This is a genomic window from Aliterella atlantica CENA595, from assembly GCF_000952155.1.
GTDB lineage: Bacteria > Cyanobacteriota > Cyanobacteriia > Cyanobacteriales > Chroococcidiopsidaceae > Aliterella > Aliterella atlantica.
Genome location: NZ_JYON01000009.1, coordinates 87784 through 110703 on the forward strand (window position 1 = coordinate 87784; position 22920 = coordinate 110703).

A 22920-nucleotide genomic window follows, 5' to 3' on the forward strand; every position below is an offset into this window, starting at 1 on the left:
TCCGTTTAGTAAGGTTAATAAATTAAATGGTTAAAAGTCAAAAATTTGACTGTTATAACCGTACTGGAAAACTAGCCGAAGGATTGACTGAAACGGCTGCTTCCTTATTATCCCGCGTCATGTCAGGAATTTGAATGTTAGCTGTTTGAACTGGTTGGGGTGTAACTACTCTGATATTTAGGCTGCGTGCCATATCCATATAGTTATTGATATCGCCCCACTTGTAGCGCTCAGTTTCGAGTTTGTCGCGCCAGTAGTTGCCATAACGCGGTGTAACTAAGTTGATCGGGCGATCTTTATAGCGACGGCGCTGATATGGTACGGTATTATCGCCAAAACTGCTGCGGTACTCTTCGCTATCGATTAAAGCATCAACAAAGCTGCCCCATCCTAGGGTAGCAATTTTGATCGACCAAGCAATTTCTTCGTCTTTGCTATATGGGGATCTGCCTAGCAATCTTTTGAGGCAAAGTTCCACTACGCGGTAGTTAGAGTTAGTTTCTACAACTAAATTACGGAAAGCGTCGGATTTAGCTAATCCTCGAATAAAGTCGCGCACGGTAATCGAGCGGTTTTTGAGTTGCGATTCAAGTTGAACTTGACGGTTGAACTGCAAAATTTGGTGTTCGCTCAACACCTGGCGATAAGCTGCGTTAATTAACTCCAGCACATCGTTAGGATTGCTACAGTCTTCAATGCGATAAATCCAAGGAGTATCTTCGCCTGGGACTTCATAGCCTTCTACTCGCTGGTTTTGCGAGGAGGGTTTGTAGTCAAGTAAGGGAATAGACATAGTTTTAGCTAGGTGTTGGTTTAAACTTTGGGGTTAGCTTTGGGGATGTAGCGGTAGGGTAAAGCAGCTTCTTTGGGTTTAACAGTGCGTTCGATGGAGTTTTCCCCGCGAGTCATGTCAGGAATTTCTATATTCTTGACTTGGGAGGTTGCGGTTGCGATCGCACGTTGATAGTTGACTTCCGGTGAGAGAATACTACCAGCCATGTTGAGGAAGTTGAAAGGAATTGCTTTACGAACTACTTCTTTAGTTACTTCGCCAGTTTGACGAGTTTGATAGTAAGAACGCCCAGCCAAAGCGCGTAAATTTTGGCGATCGCGGAAGTCATCGCCATAGCGGGGATTAACCAAATTAAACGGGCGGTCTTTAAAGCGGCGGCGTTGGTAAGGAATTACATCATTACCAAAGCTTTGGCGGTACTCTTCGCCATCGACGATCGCATCTATAAAGCCATTTAAACCGCGCGTAGCAATGACAATCGACCAAGCAATTTGTTCGTCTTTGTCATAAGTAGCGCGTCCCAAAAACCGCTTAAACGTAATATCAACCAAGCGATAATTAGAATTTGTCTCGCCTACTAGCTGACGATAAACTTCAGACTTACCTAAGCCGCGAATAAAATCGCGCACTGTAATCGCCCGGTTACGCAACTGAGACTCTAGATATTGCTGGCGATAGCTTTCCAAAATCAAGTGTTCGCTATAAATTTGGCGATAGCCAGCCCAAATTAAATCGTTAATATCCGTATCGGAGCTAACATCTGTAGCGCGATAAATTCTCGGTCTATCTTCGTCAGGAACTTCGTAACCTTCAACGCGCTGATTTTGCGTTTTGGGCGTAACTTCAAGTAAAGGAATTGACATAAATATTGACCTTGTTCTTATACGTCAGATAAAACTTTTTGTGCCAATAGCAAGCGCGATCGCACAGCCACATCAGCATCCCCAATTTGTTTGAGATGCACTTGAATTTGCGCTCTTAAATCGGGACTATGAGCCAAAGCTGACAAGCCAACTACAGCCGCATAACGAATCGACCAATCTGGGTCATCTAAAATAGACAGCAGAGTTTGCAGCGCCAAAGCTTGAGAGTGCGATCGCGCCTTCCCACTTAGCAGATTCCAGTCCAAACTCCCCAACCCTTTAGCTGCAGCCCGACGAACGCTAGGGGCAAAATCAGTAGCAGCCGCAGGAATTAATACATCCATAGCACGAGGGTCAGCGATCGCCGCCAAAGCGCGAATCGAGTAAGCCCTAGCCCCATAGTTATACTCATCCAACTGCTCCATCAAAGGTTGCACAGCCACCGCCCCAAAACTCACCAATCCATCAACAGCAGCTACAGCCGCCACAGGATTGTTATATCCCAACACAGCAATCAAAGTTGGAATAGCCGCAGCCTCACCACTTGCAACCAAAGCCTGCACCGCCGAAACCAACTGAGCCGGAGAACTCGCACGTTCTACAGCTTGAATTAAATCTCGGCAGGCTAGATCGTTCATTTCTTCGCGCTCTAAACGCTTCGCTACACTACGTAAATGCGGTTCGTTACAACAGAGAATCCATCAATCCCATCACCTCAAGTGCCCCATCAGACAATCCAGTACCAGAATTAGATTGATGTTCCAATAGTCCCTTGAGGGCAAATAGTTTGAAACTATTTTCTACCGCACAACTGGCGATCGCCCCAGCAGCAGGCAAATAGCCAACAGCACCTAAATCCGCTAAAACCACCCGCCTCAACTTCAGGTCGTCACCAGCCAAAGCTTGCACTAAGCGCTGACCGTAACTATCATCCCCTGTAAGCTGATACAAAGCCCGCATTGCGGCATATTGCACCTTAGCTACAGGTTGATTGAGAAAAGGCTGAATCAGCTGTACTGCTTGAGTTGCGCCCAAACTCCCCAAAGCTTCAATTGCTGCTTCACAAGGTTCAACTGCATGAGGTCGTCCTGACACTTGCGCCGTAGCATCCACCCCTAAAGATAGTAATTGCATTAAAGGAGGAACTGCGGTAAAATCGCCTAGCATTCCCAAAGATTGGGCTGCTGCCTCGCGCACGTAATAGTCCGAGCAATCTAGGCAGCGGATCAATCCTGGTACAGCTTGTTTATCCCCAATTTTGCCTAAAGCTCTAGCAGCATTGCGACGCAGGGGATAGTCTCCCATTTCGGTGCGGTGGTCTTCATCTGCCAAGGCAAGGATTAATCCTTCTACAGCAGCAGATTCGCGCACGCGAAATCTGCCCAACCACCAGGCAGCGTAGTAGCGCAAGCTCAGATCGAGAGAGCGCAAATTAGCGATCGCTTGCTCTACCGTTAATGGTTGTGCTATTGCTTCAGGCTGTTCTTGGGCGCTTGACTCCAGCATTGTTTAGCTTTGGGCAGTGAGCGGTTCGATGTTGACAATTTTGCCGCCCATACGGGTGATGCGCTGCATTTCTTCATTCATGCGATCGTAGGGAACAGTAACAAATACGCTGCCACTACGACGAATCGCGTAATCATTTTTGTCGTTTTCTTCGTTTTGGCGTAAGCCAACAACTTCGTAGCGAAAAACGCGGCTAGCAGATGAAGAAATTCCGCCAGTCCCGACTGTTGTTTGACCAAACATTAGTTATTATCTCCTGTAAAGTTAGCTATGACCTTCGCTCTCCTGGGCTGCTGTAGCTTTACTTTTGCCTTTTGCTTCCAGATTTTGGTTGGCTGTTGCAGCTTGAGTTTTAGCGTTGCTATCAGCGTCCAATTTTAAAGGCTGAATGCTAACAATTCTGCCACCCATACGATTGATCCGCTGCATTTCCTCATTCATGCGGTTATATGGCACTGTAATAAAGAAACTGCCACTAGCGCGAATTGGATAGCTGAGTTGATCGTTTTCGTAAGTCTGACGCATACCCTCAACTTCGTAGCGAAACATTCGATTTTCCGCGCCGCTGAGTCTGCTACTGCCAAGTGCAGTTTGACCAAACATGATTTATGTATCTCCTGCAATTGATTAATTTGGATACGGGCGAATTTTTTAACCTGCCTGTATAGACATGATGCATTACACCCCTATTCCCTGACAAAATTACGGTGACGTAGAGACGTAGCACTGCTACGTCTCTACAATTGGGACTAGGCGGGCGTAACGCTGACGATTCTGCCGCCTTTTCTGACAATTTCCTGATATTTCTGCGATAACCGCTCGTAGGGAACCATAATTGCTGTGGCACTACGACGCACAGAAGGATAGCCTGGTTGTAAAATTCCAGTTACTTCAATTCGATACATCCGTCCGCTTTCTTGGGGCGTACCGCCTAAAGCTTTGGTCGAAGCAGCGTCTTTAGGAATAGCTGCGCCGTGTCTCCAACTCGAACCACCACCAGAGGGCTTAACAATTGTTCCTGCTTGGTTTTGACCGAGTTCGCGCATCAAACGCGGAGACTTACCGCCAACAGAACCGCGATCGCTACTAGCATAACCCCGATACAGGCGGAACATCCGGTTAAAGCCTACTGTCCTAACTCCAGCATCAACCATAAATCCGGTATAGTAAGGAACTACACTGTTACCGAATTTTTGTTCGTACTCAATACTATCGATGTAGGAATCAATTTCGACATCGTAGCCTTGGTCTTCACACATCCCTGTATGATCGCTAAGTTCCCTTTCATCGTAGGGAGGACGACCTAACAAGTGCTTGAAGTTGAGTTCTACAAAGCGTTGATTGGAATTGGGATAGAAAAACTTATTTTTGTATAAATCTGATTTAGCTACAGCACGGACAAATTCGCGCACTGTAATGCTACCTTGCCGTAGCAGCGATTCAGCCGAGGTGAGGCGCTCCGATTTCATAATGTAGTCGTTGCCCAACACCTGACGGTAAACGGCTTTAATTACCGTTTGCAAATCGCTTTCTGTCCAGTCTGGTCGCAGTTCGATTCTCGATGATGCATCGAACGCTGATAGACCTAGCGATCCTGCTGCTGCCAAATTGTTCACCATTAATGCGCTCATGAACAGCTTACCCCACGCAATTTTTAAATTTTGTTACTCAAATGCGAAAAACAATGCCCGGAAAAATTAGTAACTGCTAGCGGTTGTGCCAACACTCACTGATTCTTCCGGGCAAACTAGCTAGTTTCTAGCTTAGAGCGCTAATTGCGTAGTCGATGTAGGTGTTGGTTTGGTTTGCTTCTTGACCGCTCAAGCCATGATTTGCTTTGATGTGGTTTAAAGCTTCGATGTACCAGCTACCAGATAGCTCGAAGGAACGGTTGATTTCATCCAATCCAGCAATTAGGTACTCGTCCATTGGACCTGTACCACCAGCAATTAGACAGTATGTAACCATGCGGAGGTAGTGACCGATGTCGCGAGCGCACTTAGACTTACCGCGAGAATCAGCAGCGTACTGAGGTCCTTGCATTTGAGTTGTGTAAGGAAACTTCTGGTAAACTGCGTTAGCTGCACCGTCGATTAGCTTTTGCGAGTTTTGAGTCAAAGAACGAGCAGCGTTTAGACCTGCATTTGCTTGTGCAAATCTACCGTTAGCTGATTGTAGTTCTGTATTGCCCAAAAAACGTCCTTGGGTATCAGCAGAGGCGATCGCTTCGGTGATTGGTGTTTTCATTTTCTAGATTTCTCCCTTAAACTTGTTTTGCAATGTATTTTTTCAAGCGATAAATTAACTTGAATTAATTAAGCAACAGCAGATGCAGCGCGGTCGAAGTAGCTTGCTAGTTCAGACATGATGGCACTGCAATCACCTTGAACAATTCCAGGAGCTTTAGGATCGTTAGCGATATTGATCGCGATGTCCTTCATCTTTTGCACGCCAGAAGCGGTAGAACCACCAGGTACGCCAAGTGCTTGATATGTTTCACGCAAACCATTCAAGCAGCGATCGTCAAGAACGCTAGCATCACCAGCCATTAATGCGTATGTAACGTAACGCAAGATGATTTCCATATCGCGCAGACAAGCAGCCATCCGACGGTTTGTATAAGCATTTCCGCCTGGTTGGATTAGTTGAGGCTGATCTTCAAACAATGCGCGAGCAGCATCAGAAACAATGCTAGAAGCATTTGTGCTGATTCGGTTTACTGCGTCGATCCGCTTGTTACCTTCTTTGACCATATTCGACAGTGCATCAAACTGATTGCCGCTCAAAAATTCACCTTTTGAATCAGCTTGAGAAACTACCTTGGCGAATGCGTCTAACATGAACTCAATTCTCCTACTTGCTTTAGTTGAGTGCAGTTTTGATTAAAAATGCAAATGTTAATCAGATAAGACAGGTTAAGCAGAAATACTCTATTTTCAAGTTGCAGTTGATGGTTACTCACAATGTTAAGAAATCTGAGAAGTTTCTTTTTTATATGAGAATTTAGCAAACTCGATTACTTCATGGCTTTCCCTGTGATTTATCCTCTCTAGGTTATGTTTATACAATGCTGCCGTTCCATTGTTTATTACGAATTATTAATGATAACTTTACAAAGCTTATAGAGGCTGCAATTGATGCCCAGTAAGTCTTTCATCTCTTTGAAGCCTCCAATTTTCGCAACACAACTTTGTAGTATTTATACTTAATTCAGGTTTTAGTAGAAAGTTAATATTGTTTTAATATTTATAAAAGTATTATCTAGCAACGGTTTTGGCTAAAACCTTAATACTCAATTAAGTAGTTTTGTAAATTTATATAACGAATATATGTCTAAATATTACTGCTAATTGCAGCAATTCTCCGCCGTAAAACCTCTAAAAGCGTCATCAAAGCTGAGGGAAGAGGAGCGGTAACAGAGATTGACTGCTCAGTTATCGGGTGTTGCAATTGAAGTCGCCAAGCATGGAGGGCTTGACCAGGTAGATTGACACCGATATCTTTACCCGAACTGTAAAGCGGATCGCTGACAATAGGATGACCAATGTAGGCGCTATGGACGCGAATCTGATGGGTGCGCCCAGTTTCTAGCTGGAAATGAATAAGAGTATAGTTACCCAATCGTTCTTGAATTTGCCAATGAGTGATAGCAGTGCGTCCGCCTTTTTCTAAAGGGACAACAGCCATTTTTTTACGCTCTACTAGATGACGACCGATAGGTAAGTCAATTGTCCCGCTAGCAGTCGATGGGACACCGTAAACCACGCCTAAATATTCCCGCCTTGCTGTTTTTGCTTTAAGTTGTGCTTGCAGGTTTTGCTGGGCAAAATCGGTTTTAGCGATCGCGATCGCTCCTGTAGTATCTTTATCCAAACGATGCACGATTCCAGGACGCTGCACGCCGCCAATACCTGGTAAATTTGGGCAATGAGCTAGCAAGGCATTAACTAAAGTACCATCTGGATGACCGGGCGCAGGATGCACGACTAAACCTGCTGGCTTGTTAATAATCAGCAAGCAATCATCTTCATAGAGGATATCTAAAGGGATATCTTCAGCTTTCAGTTCTAAAGGCTGGACAGCAGGAATTTCTACAGCTAGCAAATCGCCTACTTGGACGACAACTTTTTTGGAAGTGCAAACTTTACCATTAACTTGCACGTTTCCTTGCTCGATTAACTGTTGCAGGCGAGAACGAGATAAATCGGATAAATTTGCAGCTAAATAACGGTCTAAGCGATCGCCTTTTTCTTGAACTTGGAGAGTTTTTACAGCAGTCATTACAATTAGGATGTGCAGCAGTAATTAAGTTTATATGTAGTTATATGGAAGCACCGACACAATTAGCTACAGATATTTGGACTGTAGCAACCTGGGACGAGTATATCCAAACAATTGAAAATCCAGCTTACGAGCAAGCAAAAGGTTTCTATCATAATGGCAGGATGTTGATTGATATGGCTCCTATAGGCTTTGCTCATTCCTGTGACCATACAATAATTCTTTTTGCAGTTAGCTTATTTTGTACTCTAAAAGGTATCCCCTTAAAAGGGCAGATTGGCTGTAGTTTCCGTAAATTAGGACTGCAAGAGTGTCAGCCAGATTGTTCGTATTATGTAGGTGAAAGGGCAAATTTAATTCCTCAGCTAACTAAAATTGTGGACTTAAATACATACCCTGCACCCGATTTAGTCATTGAGATTTCTGATAGCACCCTTTCTAGCGACCTAGGTAATAAACGGCTCATGTATGAAGAATTAGTAGTAAAAGAGTATTGGATAGTAGATGTGCAAAAAGCCCAGTTGAAAGCTTTTACTATTGCTAATGGTGGCAGTCAAGCGATCGCAAAATCAACGTTATTGCCTGGATTATCCTTTAGTTTGTTAGAGGAAGCTTTGCAGCGTACTAGAGTAGCAGACCAAAGTACGGTAGGCGCTTGGTTAATGCAGCAATTTCAAGCAATTTAAACTGTAATTGATTAGCAACCAAATAAAAGTATTCTAACTGGTCACTGATGATAAGATATCGTGTAAATTTACTACTTGACCGATAACAGCGATCGCTGGTGCGCTAAATTGGACGGCTTCTACTTGCGCTACAATCGTTGCCAAAGTTCCAATTAATTCTTCTTGTTCTGGTCGCGTACCCCAACGAACTAAAGCAATCGGCGTATCTAAGCTTAAGCCTGCTGCGTGTAGTTGCTCGATAATATAGGGCAAGTTATGAATGCCCATATAAACTACGATAGTTTCTGAGCCTTGAGCGATCGCACTCCATTTGACCACAGGACGATACTTACCAGCTTTTTCATGACCTGTAACGAAGGTTACTGAAGAACTGTAATCTCTGTGAGTGAGGGGAATACCTGCGTAAGCTGGTGCGGCGATTCCTGAAGTTACGCCAGGGACTACTTCTACTGATACCCCTGCTTTGACTAAATCTTCCATTTCTTCGCCACCGCGACCAAATACAAACGGATCGCCGCCTTTGAGGCGAACTACTATGGCGTTACCTTCAGCTTTGGCTATTAATATTTGATTGATTTCCTCTTGGCTTAGAGAATGACGACCTCGACGTTTTCCCGCGTCGATTTTTTCAGCTTGAGGGTTGATGCTAGCTAAAATTGCTGGACTGACTAAAGCATCGTAAACTACCACATCTGCACACTCTAACAAAGCCTTGCCTTTGAGAGTAAAAAGTCCTGGATCTCCTGGTCCTGCACCTACTAGATAGACTTTACCTACATATTTTCTTGTCGTATTGTGGTTCATTCCTCAAATAAATCCATAATTAAATTAGCTAATTCTGCACTAGCACCAATTGGTTCTAGGAGTTGGAGATGAGCAGATGGAAATCGGTGGCTTAGTTCTGTGACGTGAGAGGCGATCGCATCTGTTATCCCGCCAGCAAATAGAAAGTATGGCACAATTGCGATCCGCTGACGACCAATATCTACTAATTCTTGTACCCTTGTGGCTAATTTTGGCGGTATTGCCCAGTATGCTACTGATGCACCTAGCTCTTTGGCAATTCTTTCTACCGCTACTTTAGCACCAGGGCGGCGGCTACCATGAGCGAGTAGGATGCTTGCATCTGCTGTATTAGTTGCCCTTTGGCTTGCTAACAGGCGCATTAAATTAGGGTGAGTACCTAAATGCGATCGCAAATCTATAGATAATTTTTGCCCAACTATTGCTGTTGCTCGATCTACTTCTTGGGGAATGTCTTCTGTAACGTGAACTCCAGCTAAAAGAAATAATGGTACTACTTGAAGGCGATCGTAACCTTCGACTAAAGCGCGATCGCTAAATTCGACGATTTGCTGGTGCAATGGTAGCGAACTTAGTTCTAAGCAAGCTGTTTCTACTAGGGGTTTTGCTAAATAAGCTAGAGAACTACGAGATTTTAGCCGATTGCTATTATAAAAATTGTTTGCTGCGATCCGCTCTTGATGCTGGTAAATCAGTTTAGCTAATTCCTCCATTGCAATTTGAGGGCGCGGGTCGCGGCTACCGTGAGACACCAACAGATAAGCAGATGGCATTTTGTAAGTGTATGGCTGTAAGTTTCAACTCAAATATAGTATTTATTATGCGATCGCGTTTTGGCTAACTTTCTGTATATTTTGTATCTATATTTTAGATATTAAAAAGTCAGCAGGTATTTACCTACTGACTTATGCAATTTTTCGCTAATTAAGTTAGATTAACTGGTCACTGGTCACTGGTCACTGGTCACTGTTAGTTAGGTTGAGCTTCACCTACAGGGTCAGCAACGTAGCGGAAAGTGGGTTCGGAGTTCCAAGGACCGCGTTCGTCTTTGCCATTGGATGATAGGTTGTAGTAAATATCAACGGTTTCATCTGGCTGAATATTGCCAAACATTGGATCTGTTAATTTACCCATTGCATCCAAAGCTTTCATAAACATTTGGGTATGGGAAATCTCTCTTGTTAACAAGTGTACGAGCGTCTTTTTTGTACCTTCGTCGGTAGCTAACTTAATTAAAGATTCGTAAGTTTGACGCGCTCCAGCTTCAGCAGCAATATTTGCTCTTAGATCTCGTACTACATCGCCACCTTCATTTAAATAACTTGCTGTCCAAGTATTACCTTGACTGTCTAGAAAATGCGGACCCATACCGCGTACAGCAAATAACGTGCTTTTATAAGCTTCTGTTTGATCGACGTTTTTTGTATGGGATTCAATCATTTTTCCTACCATCTCCAAGTGTCCAAACTCTTCAATGGCAATATCTTGGAGCATATCTTTGATGCCTGGATCTTCAACATGAAAAGATTGTACCCAATATTGCAATGCAGCAGAAAGTTCGCCTGTAGCTCCACCGAATTGCTCTAAAAGTAGTTGAGCAAAACGAGGATCTGCTTCTTTGATATCTACTGTATGGATAGTTTCTTTCTTGTGAAAAAACATAATTCAATTCTCTCTTGTAATGGATATTAAGTCGGCAGAGGATGAAGTCTATGAGCAATAAATTAAAGCATCACCGAGTGTTCAACAGTAATGCTTGACTTCATTTATGCTAATTGTTGCGCTCTACACAATCCTATTCCTTAAGAAAGAATTATTTTTTAACTGGATCTATCTAAAGTTTGGGTGGTTTTTGATAATCTTTAATGAAGATAGTTTAAAAATATTTATTTGTACTTTTTGCTAAGTAAAAACTTTTACACCGAATCAGAAAAACTACTTAGATTATTGCTTTTCAGCAGAATATGTATAAAAGTTTTGCAGAATACCTACTGTTTGAAAACGATAAAAAGGAACTGCAGGACTAATTGATAAATCAGTACGATAAATACTAAACAGGATAAAGTTTTGTCTTTGGGTAGTTCTAGCGATAATCTGCTGAATGTGTGGGCGGCTAGAATCAACTATTGCAGCACAGGAGTTACTGACTATACTTGCAAAAGCTTTAGGTACTTGAGGGCAAACATCATCGGTAAGATAAGTTGTTAGTTGTTCGACTGCATACTCCTCATAAGTAGATTTATCGGGGTTAGTTATTGCCATAACTGCACCTAGAACAGCTAAAACTAATATACCAATATAACTAAGGGATTTTAAGTCTTTCATACGATTGAGGATAGCGATCGCTTACACGCCATAAACGCTTCTACGGCTTGGTAATAATATTTTGCCAGATATGTAAGTCTTCAGGGCGATCTACATCCGCTAAGGTAGGTAAATAGGCAATTTCTAAGTTGAGAGTTTTAGCAATATTAACTGTTTGTTGCAACACTCGCTCAGTTCCCCAGTCAATGCCAGTAAATAGTTCTGGAATTAAACGTCTTAACCCAATCAAATAATAACCGCCGTCTAAAGCAGGACCGAGAACTAAATCTCGATCGTGGTTTAATAGCTGAAATGCTTGGTAGATTAACTCAGCTTGCAACTGGGGACAATCGCTACCAATAATTGCTACTAATTCTATCTTGTTTTGAAAAGCTTCAGCAAGCGCTGTTGCCATCCGACAACCCAAATCGCCTGTACCTTGCGCCACGTACTGCAAATGTTCTCCTAGCCAATTTTGCATTAATTGCTGTTCGCCACCAACGAAACGCACTTCTATGGAAATAGGATGAATGCCTTGTAATGCTTTTGCTTGCGACAGCACGTACTCTGTCATTTGCTGCTGGAGTGTTGCTGCTCCTAGCGCACCTAAAGTTGGTATTAAACGAGTTTTTGTTTTTCCTGGTTCTGGGTAGCGCGTGAAAACAATTAAACGTTGTTGTGTCATTATTATGGAGTTTGTTATACAGATCGTATCTACAGCATCATATATAAAATCGATTTATATTAATATTTATTTATTAACTGGCACTAAAATACAAGTTTATGCTGGCAATTTATATTGCCATGTATGCATCTTATTGTTAAAGCTTTTTGACTATTTCACCGGGCAAAAGTATAGCAAGATGGATGTAAAAATAGAGCAAGCTATTATTGGGAAAAGCTAATAAGCACGTAGAACTAGATAGTCTTGTTCAGTTTAATAAAATATTTATTAACAGTAATATTAAATGCGTACTTGTTTAAATGATAGGGTGATTTGGGACACTGAGAACGTAAAATGTAGTAGCTTTGATAAGGTCTTAGCGAAAAACAAAGCATGAAAAAAATAGTAGAAGTTTTACCGGATGTAGAGGCACTGATCGAACGAGCGCGCGTCGTTACCTTAGAAAAAATTAATACAGCGATTGCCGAAAGAGGAGTATGTACAATTGCTTTATCAGGTGGTGGTACGCCAAAACCATTGTATGAAGCGATCGCCCAGCAAAAATTGCCTTGGGATAAGATCCATATATTCTGGGGAGACGAACGCTACGTACCAGCAGATGACCCCGAAAGCAATCAACTCATGGCGCGTACAGCTTGGCTCGATCGAGTCGATATTCCTGCTAGCAACATTCATCCTATGCCTACAGATAAAGCAGATCCAGCAGTAGCAGCTAGCAAGCACGAACGGGAGTTGCAAGAATTTTTTCAAGTAGCACCAGGAGAATTTCCGCTCTTCGATATAATTTTGCTGGGGATAGGAGATGACGGACACACAGCATCTTTATTTCCGCATACAGAAGCGTTAAAAGTAAGCGATCGCTTAGTTACAGTCGGCAATAAAGACGGACAACCCCGCATTACCTTTACCTATCCATTAATCAATCAAGCTCGTTATGTAATGTTTGTAGTTGCAGGTGCAAGCAAAAAGCCAGCACTAGCAGAGATTTTTGCCCCCAATGGAGATGCATCTACTTACCCCAGTAGATTGATTCAACCGCAAGGCGAACTGTGGTGGCTGTTAGATCGAGCGGCGGGTGAAGATTTGCGATCGGAGAATTTGCCTTAAAATAGTTATTTCTCTTTGCTTTTGATTGGCTCAGGTTAAAACTGAGATGGGTAAAAGTATCTTTTTCTACCCCAAACTTGTAAAGTAATCCTTTTATTCCTATCTGATATATGATCGTCTGCCCTAACTGCAATCACTCCAACCCCGAAGGCGCACAATCTTGCGAAGCTTGTTATACGCCTTTGCCAAGTACGACAAATTGCCCTAATTGCGGGGCAGAAGTTCAATCAGATGCTACATTCTGCGGTCAATGTGGCTCTAATCTTACAGAAGCAACAGAAGTAGGACATAGTGGTGTAAATATTATGAGTACAACCGAAGAGACAGAAGTCGGTTTAGGTGGCGCTAATTTTGCTAACGAGCCGGGAGCGACAGAAGTAGAACCAAGTCTTGCTACTGATGTTTCCTCTCCAACGCCCGATCTGATGGCTCCAGAGCCACTCGTTAAGCCCGACCCTTTAGTTTCTATCATTAATAGAACAGAAGCAATGCCCGTCCCTGAGACAGAAGTATCAGCGCCAAACCCAACAATGTCTCAACAACCAAGTTCGCCGCCACCTCCTGAACCTACTATGGCTGCAGAACCGCCAGCAGCGCCAACACCAGTTGCATCGCCCGCTCCTAGTTCTAAAACGCAACTACAATTACAAATAGCTAGGCTTTTGCACGTCCAGACAGATACATTAATTGAATTACCGCCCAATTTATCAGTAATTCATATCGGCAAGCCCAACGATCGCATACCGCCAGATGTTGATGTAGCAGGTTTTCCCAATTCCGAAATCGTCTCGCGGGTTCATGCTGACATTCGCGTAGAAAGCGATGCCTATTATATTGAAGATGTAGGCAGTGCTAATGGCACGTACATAAATAACTTACCTTTATCATTAGGCAACCGCCATCGCTTACGCGCAGGCGATCGCATTGCTCTTGGTAAGGGAGATTTAGTCACCTTCATATTCCAAGTTTCTTAGCCCTTTCGCGCGATAACATACTGGCAAGTGATTACATTAATGCTTTTGCATCCGCAGAATTCTACGCCAATGCAGAGTTGGAAATTTGAGGACAAATCTCTGATTCGCATTGGCAGGGCAACAGATAATGAAGTTGTCCTATATAGTTCTGTAGTTTCGCGCCTGCACTTAGAACTGCGGGAAAGTAACGGAAAATGGGAACTTATTAGTCGGGGTGCAAATGGAACTTTTGTCGGTGATGAGCGAATTTCTCAAGTGCCAGTTGTAGACGGTACAATCGTGCGAATTGCACCTACAGGACCGAAAATTCAGATTCGATTGGGGGATGTAGCGAGCGCTGAAGAAAAGGCAGCGACGAAAGAGAGCAATTAGGCTAAAAGCAAGAATGTTCCCAGCGGTAGATGCGATCGCGTCTACCGCTTATTTTATCTAGGAACCATAACAAATCCCTAGCTGTCTCACTTATCAGTCAATGTCCGTGAAGTTATGAACGTGCAGAAATTAGGTAAAGTATTTGGGTTGGGAATTGGTTTTACTTTGGCGTTAGGTTCGGCAGCATTTGCAGATCAATGTGCGTACATTACAAAGCAGCAAGCGATCGCGGCTGTATCGCGCCTAGAAAAAGGTCAAACTATGTATAAATTGTGCGAACCTTGTGGAGATAAAGTACCCCAAGCAGTGAAAATAAATTCTGTCAGTGCTGGTACTGTCGGCTATGAAAATTTTTGGGGAGTATATGTCAACGAGCAAAATATCGACCTTGCCTACACTTATGTCGATACAACTAGCAATAAAGATAGAAAAGTAAACTTGGCAACTCTGGCTCGGTGTCCGGCACAGGATGTTAGCCGTTTTATATTCTTATCTAAGCGCAGATAACGTTAGAGCTTACGCCCCTAATTAAGATTTAAGTTTTAATACAAGCTCTTACGTCTTCCAGGGTGATGTAGTCACCAGGTTTAGCGCGGCTGCGGTTAGCAATTATCCGCATTGGTGAGTTCGGTTCGCCTAAATCCGATACCACAAGTAAGGCTTCGCTCAAATCTTCGTGTTTGCTGTAGGTGCTAACAGTGACTAGGCAGCGAAATCCTGCGCCGACTGCTGCCATAAGTCCATTGTGGGAATCTTCAATTGCTAGCGTGTCTTGGGGCGATAAATTCAATCGCTCTTTAGCTAGCAAATAAATATCCGGTGCGGGCTTTTTTTTCGGTACCATATCGCCTGCAAATACATGAAAATGTGCCGCTTGTTCTTTGCCTACAACGAACTCTAATACAGTGCGTACTGATTCTTCAGCCGAAGTTGAAGCTACAACCAACGTCCATCCGGCGGCGATCGCTTCCTTGGTCAATCTAGCAATTCCAGGTCGTCCTGGTAAGCGTCCGCCCTTGACCATTTCTTTATAAATATCAGTTTTACGTAGATGCCACTCGACTAGCATTTTGCTTTGTTTTTCAGCATCGCTAGGCAATCCTGCTTTCTGCACGAAGTTAGGAGTCAATATACTTGCCATCCGCTCTTTACCACCGCCGATTTGAACTTTTTCGTTGTAATCAGCCTCCGACCACTGTACGGGAAGATTAAATTCTTTAAAAGTCTGGTTAAAAGCTGGTAGATGTCCGTCGTGTTCTGTATCTGCTAGTACGCCGTCGCAATCAAAAATAATTGCACTCATGCTCTTGTCTCCACCCAATTTTTTATTTTTCTCGGTAACTAAAATTCAGTTTAGACTCGACCGCCGTACTGAACGGGTAATAACTCTTTGGCTGCATCTTTAGTTTGCAATTCTAGCGCAGCATGATAAGACCAGTAAGGATCGCGTAGCATTTCTCTAGCTAATAGGACTATATCTGCTCTACCGTTGCGAATTATTTCATCGGCTTGCATGGCTTGGGTGATAGAACCAACGGCGGCTGTTGCTATTTGCGCTTCTTTGCGGATCTTTTCGGCAAATGGTACTTGCCACCCCGCACCAAATGGATAGTTTTTATAGTCACTAGAGTTAAAGCCAGAACTGCAATCAATTAGATCTACGCCTTCGGCTTTGAGCTTTTTCGATAGTTCTACTGAGTCGTCAATTGTCCAACCGCCTTCTACCCAGTCATAACAAGATAAACGAGCAGTTAAAGGTAAGCGATCGCTCCATACTTCTCTAACGGCGCGAGTTGTCTCTACTACAAAGCGGATTCTATTTTCAAAACTACCGCCATATTCATCTGTGCGTTTGTTAGATAACGGCGAATAAAAACTATGTGCTAAATATCCGTGAGCAAAGTGCAATTCTAACCACTCATATCCAGCTTCTAAGGCGCGGAGGGCTGCGGAACGAAAAGCAGTTTGCACTTCCTGAATATCTTGATGCGTCATTTCTTTAGGAACGCGCCAAAGTTCGCCGCCAAATGCGATCGCGCTTGGTGCTACTGTTTCCCATCCACCTTCTTCATCTTTGAGGGAATTATCGCCCTCCCAAGGACGGGCGGCGCTACCTTTTCTCCCTGCATGAGCAATTTGAATTGCTGGTACTGCTCCATGCTCTTTGATAAATTTGGTCATGCGGTAATGGGGTTCGATATGTTTGTCTGCCCAAATACCCAAGTCTCCAGGAGAAATTCGCCCTCTTGCTTCTACCGCAGTAGCTTCAGCTATAACTAACCCTGCTCCGCCAACAGCGCGAGAACCGAGATTAACTAAATGCCAATCGTTAGGTACGCCGTCTTCGGCGCTGTATTGGCACATGGGAGAAACACCGATGCGGTTGCGGAGAGTAATGTCTTTGAGTTGATAAGGGTCAAATAATTGTGGCATCTGCTTTTTCCTTAAAAATGAATACAAATTTTGCCGAAGTGCGAACCACTTTCCATATATTTCAAGGCTGCTACTGTGTCTGAAAAGTCAAATACGCGATCGCATACTGGTTGGATTTTGTTAAATGCGATCGCTCGATTCATGTCCTCAAACATCTGCCCTGAACCTACATAAATGCCTTGCACGCGCACGTTTTTGATCAATATTGATGCTGTAGTTATCTCGCCACTACCGCCTGTAAGAACGCCAATTAAACTAATTTGTCCGCCATGACGTACAGCCCGCAGCGAGTTATTTAAAGTCCCAGCGCCACCGACTTCCACAACCTGGTCAACGCCTACGCCATCTGTAAGTTCTAGTACCCGTTTGCCCCAATCTGGCGTTTGTTTGTAGTTAATCGTATCTGATGCGCCTAATTGCTTTACTCGCTCTAATTTTTCATCGCTGCTAGATGTAGCAATTACTCTTGCGCCTAAAGTTTTGGCAAATTGCAGGGCGAATATAGATACTCCGCCTGTACCTTGCACTAATACTGTATCGCCAGCTTTTACGCCGCCAGATGTAACTAAGGCATTCCAAGCTGTAACTGCGGCGCATGGTAAAGTTGCTCCTTCCTCGTCGCTGAGGTGTTCGGGTACGAGGACGACACCATTTTCTTGCAGTACGACATACTCTGCTAGTACGCCATCTATTGCTCCGCCTAGTGCTGATTTTGATCCAGCTTCAGTAAGCCCACCGCACGACCAATTTTGGAAAAATGTCCCCGCAACGCGATCGCCTACTTTTACGCGCTTTACTCCTGCGCCAGTTGCAACTACTTCCCCTACTCCGTCAGATAGAGGAATTAAAGGTAAAGGTATGTTGGGATTATACAAACCCTTTACTACCATCAAGTCGCGGTAATTGAGCGAAAAAGCCCGCATTTTAACTAACACTTGTCCGTAACTAGGGCTAGGTTCGGGGCGTTCTGTTAAGGTGAGGGACTCTAAGCCAAACTTGTTTTGAATCTCGAATACCTTCATCATGCTTTAACCTTTACGTTTACGTTAGTTTGCTGTTAAAAAATAACTAGGTTTAGCGATCGCGATTAGCTTCAAGCATAAATACTAACTGCTTCCTGTCTCAATGCACTGCTGAATTTTATGGATACTTGCTTGCAATTCACTGCGGAACTGAGCTAAAGCTTCAATTTTGTCGTCAGTCTCGTGCAGATGGCGGTGTAAAATTTCCAGCACTTTTTGCTTACCTTTAATCCCTGTAGAGTCTTCAAAATACAGATCGATCACGCTAGCAACTTCCTCCAAAGTCAATCCTAGCGACTTGAGACAATCAATCTTCTGGAGTCTAGCTAATTCTGTATCTGTATAGTAGCGAAAGCCTGCCCCTTCGCGTTCGCTAGGGCTAATTAAGCCTAAGTTTTCGTAGTAGCGGATTGTTCTGGGAGTTACACCAGCTTTTTGAGCTAAGTCTCCTATCCGCATTTTTGCCATCACAGTTGCATCTCAACATTGACGTTAACGTTAACCTAGCAAATTAATAGCAGAAGTGTCAACAGCGATCGCCAATTTAAAAAGGGAAAGTCGAACAACCGTAATTAGCAGACTTTTCAGGTTGTCCAACAGTTTGATGTATTAAATCTTGCTAGTGCAATGTCACCTCGATTGCATCTGCGTCTATCTGCGTTCATCTGCGTTCGTACTCTCTAAGTTCAACAGGTATTTCTCACCCGCATAATCCCCCACAATCCTTGTTCCACATCATACTTAAGCACACCACTACGATACATATAATCTCCAGGTGTTTTATTGGCAGTGAAATGATAAGTTTGAGCAAAGCCAGAAGTAACCCCAGAAGTAGAAGACGTTTCTGGACTTTTTTCACCCAAATATTCCCACTCCTTCCAGGAATGACCGTGTAAAGTAAAACTATGGTTGCGGGGCTTATCGCAAGCGCCAACTAAATGTAGTTTGACGTTAGCTTCAGGCTTGACTTTGAATACAGGCGTAGAGGGCGTAAATGCATAACCCCGTGCATGGCTACTAGGTTCGCTTCTGTAGTTAAATCCCTTTAACCCTTGATCTTCAGTATCAGGTCCATCTTCGCCAACATCGCCAGGAATATCCCCAATTGGTAGCGCTGGATTACCGTGTAGAAAGTATCGCAATCCATTTTGCACGAGCAAGACCATTTCTTCAGTCTTATTGTGAGTATATTTGTGATAGATTGTGGCTCTAGCTCCATGCCAACACACAGCGTTAGGCACAAGTGCAGCAGTTGTTGTATTATCAGCAACCGCGTAGGGGATGGTATTGGGATCTTCTATGACTAAAGCACCAATTAGACCGTGATGGCGATGATTGCGAAAATCTGCCATATCTTGGAGTAAAACAGCCCCAACATCGCGATCGGCTAACCAGTAGTATGTTCGAGATTTTTCGCCTTTTGGCTCTGCCTCTGAATTATCGACAGTAGAATTTTGATTGATGCCTACATTAGCACCATCATGTGCAATTACATCATAGGTCAGTAGGTCGGCATGAATAGAAACCTTATTAGATATCCTTCTCTCAGCATCATCGTGAGGTAATTCAGGCGCTAAAGGTTCTACTTCTAGTTCGTCAGGAATTTGATTTACTAATTCAATAGCTACCCATTCGCCTTGACGACAGCGCAGAACTAGCGGCTCATCGTCAGGAGTTGTAACTGGATGACAACTAATTTCACCTGGCTCTGCCCATGCTACTAAATTAAAAACTAAGCCAAATGGGTCTTTAAGGACAGGGCTATAGGGAATGGTTTTCGCTTTTGCTACTACTTTAAAACGACGACATTGCTCTAACGGTGGGGGACAAAGTGGTTGGGGCGGTGTATAGTCTGCCATCAACGGTGATGGTTTATGACTTGCGTATGAATTAGGATCGTGGGCGCGAATAATTCCCCAACAACCCAGCCATAAATCTTCAGCACTTGAGTATTTCCATAGATAATCGCCAGCGCCATAATTGCGATCGAGGTTGAAGGAAAAAGCCTCAGATATTCCTAATGTCTGTTGATTGCGTAGGGGAGAATTTTTATCTTGCCAAAACCTCTGCCAGCGCAAACCATGCAATTGAAAACTATGTTGCTCTTCATGAGAACCCTGTACTAGACGCAAGCGTACGGGTTCGCCTGGTAAGGTATGGAAAACAGCCGTATTGGGATCGCCATATTGGAAAGGTTTTGAAGCTTCGCTACCATGCTCGTCAGCGTTGATAAAAAATTTCTTTGAGTTAAACCACTCGCTAGGATCGTTTGGGCGCTCGCTTAGAGGTTCGCAACGATAGTTTACTCCAAACACACCATTATCATCGTGAGAATCCTGCATATTTGGCGGTTCCAAGGGCATTCCATAGGTAATGTTGATTTTTTGGAGGATTTTTTTGGGGTTATCTTTTACTTCATAGAACGCTTGAGCGACAAAGTTCTGTGTTATTTGGGCGTTACCATGCGCGATCGCCCCCATATTATGCCCTGAATGTGGATTTGTAGTCGCAGCTTGCTTAAATAGAGGAACCCAATCAGCATTACCAAAACAGAATTCTCGATAGGCTTTTTCTTGCCCCTGCTCTCGATAGCGAATTACCGCACTTTGACCAACTAAGATTTCTTGAGATGGATTTTTAGGATCGTGAAAAGTTGCGCCTTCAGGTTCTACCAACAAAGCACCAAATAAACCATGTTTCTGCCGATAGTTAGCAAACAGGTGATCGTGAGTAAAAATTGTGCCAAATTCTTCATCAGCCCACCAACGATAAACTAACTTTTTACCAAAGCGCGGCGCACTCATGTAGTTCCAACCAGTGCTAGCTCCGTCTGAACAAATTGGGTCAAATTTGACAATGTGAACGTGCAAACCGCACTCACCTCGATAGCTAGCGAATTCTAGACAATTGCTCTCAATGCCTTTAGGAAAAGCACTATCGAAGGGCGTTTCGGCAATATACCTTTCCAGACGATTGTGCAGAGTCAATTGCATTACTTCAGTCTTACGACAGCGTAAAAATAAAGGCTGTTGCTTAGTTGGCTCAATAGTTACTCCCCGACTTGCCACTACTTGTCTGGCTCGTTCTGGAGTTATATGCGGATCTTCAGCTTGCAGGCGATGAGTAGCGTGGTGAACCGCTTCGTCGAGAAGTTCGGAAAAAGTTTGGATGCCAGGATCTTCATCGGCTAATACATACAAATGTCCGTGAGGGTCCCACCACCCATAGTCGTTATATTTAATCGGTGTCATCAGGACATCGATATTGTGTTTGACTGTCTGAGATTTAGCAATTTTATGCAAGCTTTTATCCCTGTCTGGATAGGCAAAAGTTGTAAATAATTCACCAGGTCGAGGATCGTGATTGAAGGCGTTAAGTTCTAATTGCGTAGGCTGACGATAGTCGTAATCTGTTACTGGCAAACCTTCAAAGGTATCTTGTTTGTTTTGCCGCTTATGCCAAGGTGGTATATATGACTTTTGCCCAACTTCTCCAGCAATAAATAAAGGATAACCAGGATGCGAAGGAGTTGGTTCGGGTGGAGCTTCGCGATCTGGTAGCGGCACTAATTTATGTATAGGCGTAAGGTCAGGATAACGCCCTAACTGACGGATGATTTGATTTTTTGCTCTAGTTTTTCTAATGCGATCGCCAATTGCATTAATTGCCGCTAATTCTGCTGGCGTTAATTCCTTCCCTGTTCTACTGTGAAACAATGCTCCATCTATACCTGCTTGCAGCTTGTCAAAAGTCCTAAATATTCCCCACATCCCATGATGAAAATGCGGATACAGATGGCAGTGCCAAATTACATCGCCTGGAACCATTTGCCGATTCCCCGCTCCGTAAAAAGGCACAATTGTATAACCTACTTGGGGACTGATTGTAATTGCATCGATGATGTTGGAGTCGCGATGGAAGGGAATCGCGTTCCATTCATATACGTGGAGGTGGAAAACGTGAGTTTCTTTCACGCCAGCATGAACTAAGCGAATCCGCACAGGATCGCCTAAATAAGCTTTGAAAACTGGCGTGCAGGGGTCGCCAAATAACCAGCTTGAGTGATGTTGTTCTTCATTGACTACGATATTATGGGGATCGATTTCCCCATCCTTCATCTTTTTCCAAAGCTCTCGTTCTCTAGAGATCATTGGTTCTGCTCGATAGCTAACAGGCATCAAAGAGCCTTCTGTATGCTCGTGCATTAATTCTGCTTGCGAAGCGTTCGGGTCATCGCAAGGATTAGTTTCTAATGGTGTGTGGGGAGGAACCCATTCTGGCTCGTCGTGAAAAAAGATGACAAATTCTCGAAAAGATGCTTTCGGTTCGGGATATTCGCTAGTTAGCGATTCAGGATTGTTGGCGTTGGGATAGGGTGCTAGTTTACCTTCTTGCTTGAGTGTTTCTAATTCCGCCTGCGATCGCTGATGCACGTCTGCATATAAACCACTACTTAGCAATCTTCCTGTTTCTGGATCTGTCCAACGCGCACCACTAGGTTCGACAACTAAAGCGCCAAAAAGTCCATGTACATTGGTTCCTCGTTCGTCGCCACGAAAATCGCCAGCATCGTGAAAGACAAATACTCCTTCGCGATCGCACTGCCAAACAAAAGACTTTTCTTTTCCACAATCTACCAGGCTAGATTGATTTTTGCCGATGTGGCTGCCATCATTGTTTGCGTCAGTACCAGGACCAACTAAATGAATTCCAACTGGACGATTTTTTATTTCGTTTTTTAAATTTATAGTAATAGTATCCCCTACACTTGCGCGTAGCACCAAAGGAACAATTAAAGGGTGAGGTTGCCTAGCTTTTTCTTGAGTGTCGGGAAGCCATTCTTCAATCCGACGAGTATCTCCAGTTAGATCGTAAGTAAGAATTAGCTCCTGTTTTTTCCTCGCTAATTCTTCCTCATCCAGCTTGCCCGATTGAACGTCTTTAATATAGTTAATAATATCTTGATGTTCTTGCAATACGTACATCAAACCATTATGGTCGTGGTCGCCGTATCTGTTGAACCATAGAGTTACTGATAAAGCTACTACATCGTATTTGATGTTTTTCATGGTTTATCACCTCAAAATATT

General features: G+C 43.6%; 25 protein-coding genes. 5 read left to right on the plus strand and 20 right to left on the minus strand.

Going from position 1 to position 22920, the window contains the following annotated elements:
- Nucleotides 1–52 precede the first annotated feature (52 nt).
- The 10 genes from UH38_RS10405 to UH38_RS10450 form a co-directional block, all read right to left on the minus strand.
- Entirely contained in the window at nt 53–793 is a 741-nt protein-coding gene (locus tag UH38_RS10405) for a phycobilisome rod-core linker polypeptide (protein WP_045054592.1), read from the minus strand.
- A gap of 20 nt (nt 794–813) precedes the next feature.
- Entirely contained in the window at nt 814–1656 is an 843-nt protein-coding gene (locus tag UH38_RS10410; RefSeq protein ID WP_045054593.1) for a phycobilisome rod-core linker polypeptide, read from the minus strand.
- Between the two features lie 17 nt (nt 1657–1673).
- Entirely contained in the window at nt 1674–2294 is a 621-nt protein-coding gene (locus UH38_RS10415; RefSeq protein WP_045054594.1) for a HEAT repeat domain-containing protein, read from the minus strand.
- A gap of 46 nt (nt 2295–2340) precedes the next feature.
- On the minus strand, nt 2341–3162 hold the full coding sequence (locus tag UH38_RS10420; RefSeq protein ID WP_045054595.1) for a HEAT repeat domain-containing protein: 822 nt from the start codon (nt 3160–3162) through the stop codon (nt 2341–2343).
- A gap of 3 nt (nt 3163–3165) precedes the next feature.
- Nucleotides 3166–3405 (minus strand): phycobilisome linker polypeptide, encoded by a 240-nt coding sequence (locus tag UH38_RS10425; RefSeq protein ID WP_045054596.1) that lies wholly within the window; start codon nt 3403–3405, stop codon nt 3166–3168.
- Nucleotides 3406–3426: 21 nt separating this feature from the next.
- Entirely contained in the window at nt 3427–3765 is a 339-nt protein-coding gene (locus UH38_RS10430; RefSeq protein WP_045054597.1) for a phycobilisome linker polypeptide, read from the minus strand.
- Nucleotides 3766–3911: 146 nt separating this feature from the next.
- Nucleotides 3912–4793: a phycobilisome linker polypeptide gene (locus UH38_RS10435; protein WP_045054598.1), complete on the minus strand. Its 882-nt coding sequence runs from the start codon at nt 4791–4793 to the stop codon at nt 3912–3914.
- Nucleotides 4794–4920: 127 nt separating this feature from the next.
- On the minus strand, nt 4921–5409 hold the full coding sequence (gene cpcA, locus UH38_RS10440; RefSeq protein WP_045054599.1) for a phycocyanin subunit alpha: 489 nt from the start codon (nt 5407–5409) through the stop codon (nt 4921–4923).
- Between the two features lie 68 nt (nt 5410–5477).
- Complete coding sequence (locus UH38_RS10445) at nt 5478–6002, minus strand: phycocyanin subunit beta (protein WP_045054600.1); 525 nt, start codon at nt 6000–6002, stop codon at nt 5478–5480.
- A 493-nt stretch (nt 6003–6495) separates the two neighbouring features.
- Nucleotides 6496–7443: an RluA family pseudouridine synthase gene (locus UH38_RS10450; RefSeq protein WP_045054601.1), complete on the minus strand. Its 948-nt coding sequence runs from the start codon at nt 7441–7443 to the stop codon at nt 6496–6498.
- Nucleotides 7444–7487: 44 nt separating this feature from the next.
- Here UH38_RS10450 and UH38_RS10455 point away from each other — a divergent pair, with 44 nt between their 5' ends.
- Complete coding sequence (locus UH38_RS10455; protein ID WP_045054602.1) at nt 7488–8129, plus strand: Uma2 family endonuclease; 642 nt, start codon at nt 7488–7490, stop codon at nt 8127–8129.
- Between the two features lie 33 nt (nt 8130–8162).
- Here the strand turns inward: UH38_RS10455 and cobA are convergent, their stop codons facing one another.
- From cobA to UH38_RS10480, 5 genes are all read right to left on the minus strand, one after another.
- Nucleotides 8163–8933, minus strand: a complete 771-nt coding sequence (gene cobA / locus UH38_RS10460) for a uroporphyrinogen-III C-methyltransferase (protein ID WP_045054603.1) — start codon at nt 8931–8933, stop codon at nt 8163–8165.
- A complete protein-coding gene (locus tag UH38_RS10465) occupies nt 8930–9706 on the minus strand; it encodes a sirohydrochlorin chelatase (protein WP_045054604.1) in 777 nt (258 codons plus the stop codon). The genes cobA and UH38_RS10465 overlap by 4 nt, the downstream gene beginning before the upstream one ends.
- Nucleotides 9707–9902: 196 nt before the next feature.
- Nucleotides 9903–10595 (minus strand): manganese catalase family protein, encoded by a 693-nt coding sequence (locus UH38_RS10470; protein WP_045054605.1) that lies wholly within the window; start codon nt 10593–10595, stop codon nt 9903–9905.
- 282 nt (nt 10596–10877) lie between these two features.
- Complete coding sequence (locus UH38_RS10475) at nt 10878–11258, minus strand: DUF4359 domain-containing protein (protein ID WP_045054606.1); 381 nt, start codon at nt 11256–11258, stop codon at nt 10878–10880.
- A 40-nt stretch (nt 11259–11298) separates the two neighbouring features.
- Entirely contained in the window at nt 11299–11922 is a 624-nt protein-coding gene (locus UH38_RS10480) for a TIGR04282 family arsenosugar biosynthesis glycosyltransferase (RefSeq protein WP_045054607.1), read from the minus strand.
- Between the two features lie 372 nt (nt 11923–12294).
- Here UH38_RS10480 and pgl point away from each other — a divergent pair, with 372 nt between their 5' ends.
- The 4 genes from pgl (at nt 12295) to UH38_RS10505 (ending at nt 14882) form a co-directional block, all read left to right on the plus strand.
- The gene (gene pgl, locus UH38_RS10490) at nt 12295–13029 is read left to right on the plus strand and encodes a 6-phosphogluconolactonase (RefSeq protein WP_045054609.1); all 735 of its coding nucleotides are present in this window, start codon (nt 12295–12297) and stop codon (nt 13027–13029) included.
- Nucleotides 13030–13139: 110 nt separating this feature from the next.
- On the plus strand, nt 13140–14003 hold the full coding sequence (locus UH38_RS10495; protein WP_045054610.1) for an FHA domain-containing protein: 864 nt from the start codon (nt 13140–13142) through the stop codon (nt 14001–14003).
- A gap of 69 nt (nt 14004–14072) precedes the next feature.
- Nucleotides 14073–14375: an FHA domain-containing protein gene (locus UH38_RS10500; protein WP_235355186.1), complete on the plus strand. Its 303-nt coding sequence runs from the start codon at nt 14073–14075 to the stop codon at nt 14373–14375.
- A gap of 114 nt (nt 14376–14489) precedes the next feature.
- Nucleotides 14490–14882, plus strand: coding sequence for a hypothetical protein (locus UH38_RS10505; protein WP_052672337.1), 393 nt, complete (start codon nt 14490–14492; stop codon nt 14880–14882).
- Between the two features lie 28 nt (nt 14883–14910).
- Here the strand turns inward: UH38_RS10505 and UH38_RS10510 are convergent, their stop codons facing one another.
- The 5 genes from UH38_RS10510 to UH38_RS10530 all read right to left on the minus strand — a co-directional run bounded on the left by UH38_RS10510 (nt 14911) and on the right by UH38_RS10530 (nt 22899).
- Nucleotides 14911–15678, minus strand: coding sequence for an HAD-IA family hydrolase (locus UH38_RS10510; RefSeq protein WP_045054612.1), 768 nt, complete (start codon nt 15676–15678; stop codon nt 14911–14913).
- A gap of 50 nt (nt 15679–15728) precedes the next feature.
- Nucleotides 15729–16808 carry an NADH:flavin oxidoreductase/NADH oxidase gene (locus UH38_RS10515; RefSeq protein WP_045054613.1) on the minus strand — a complete coding sequence of 360 codons (1080 nt, stop codon included), beginning with the start codon at nt 16806–16808 and terminating at the stop codon, nt 15729–15731.
- Nucleotides 16809–16819: 11 nt separating this feature from the next.
- Nucleotides 16820–17830 (minus strand): zinc-dependent alcohol dehydrogenase family protein, encoded by a 1011-nt coding sequence (locus tag UH38_RS10520; RefSeq protein ID WP_045054614.1) that lies wholly within the window; start codon nt 17828–17830, stop codon nt 16820–16822.
- A gap of 84 nt (nt 17831–17914) precedes the next feature.
- On the minus strand, nt 17915–18289 hold the full coding sequence (locus UH38_RS10525) for a helix-turn-helix domain-containing protein (RefSeq protein WP_407640447.1): 375 nt from the start codon (nt 18287–18289) through the stop codon (nt 17915–17917).
- A 227-nt stretch (nt 18290–18516) separates the two neighbouring features.
- The gene (locus tag UH38_RS10530) at nt 18517–22899 is read right to left on the minus strand and encodes a multicopper oxidase domain-containing protein (protein ID WP_045054616.1); all 4383 of its coding nucleotides are present in this window, start codon (nt 22897–22899) and stop codon (nt 18517–18519) included.
- Nucleotides 22900–22920: the final 21 nt, after the last annotated feature.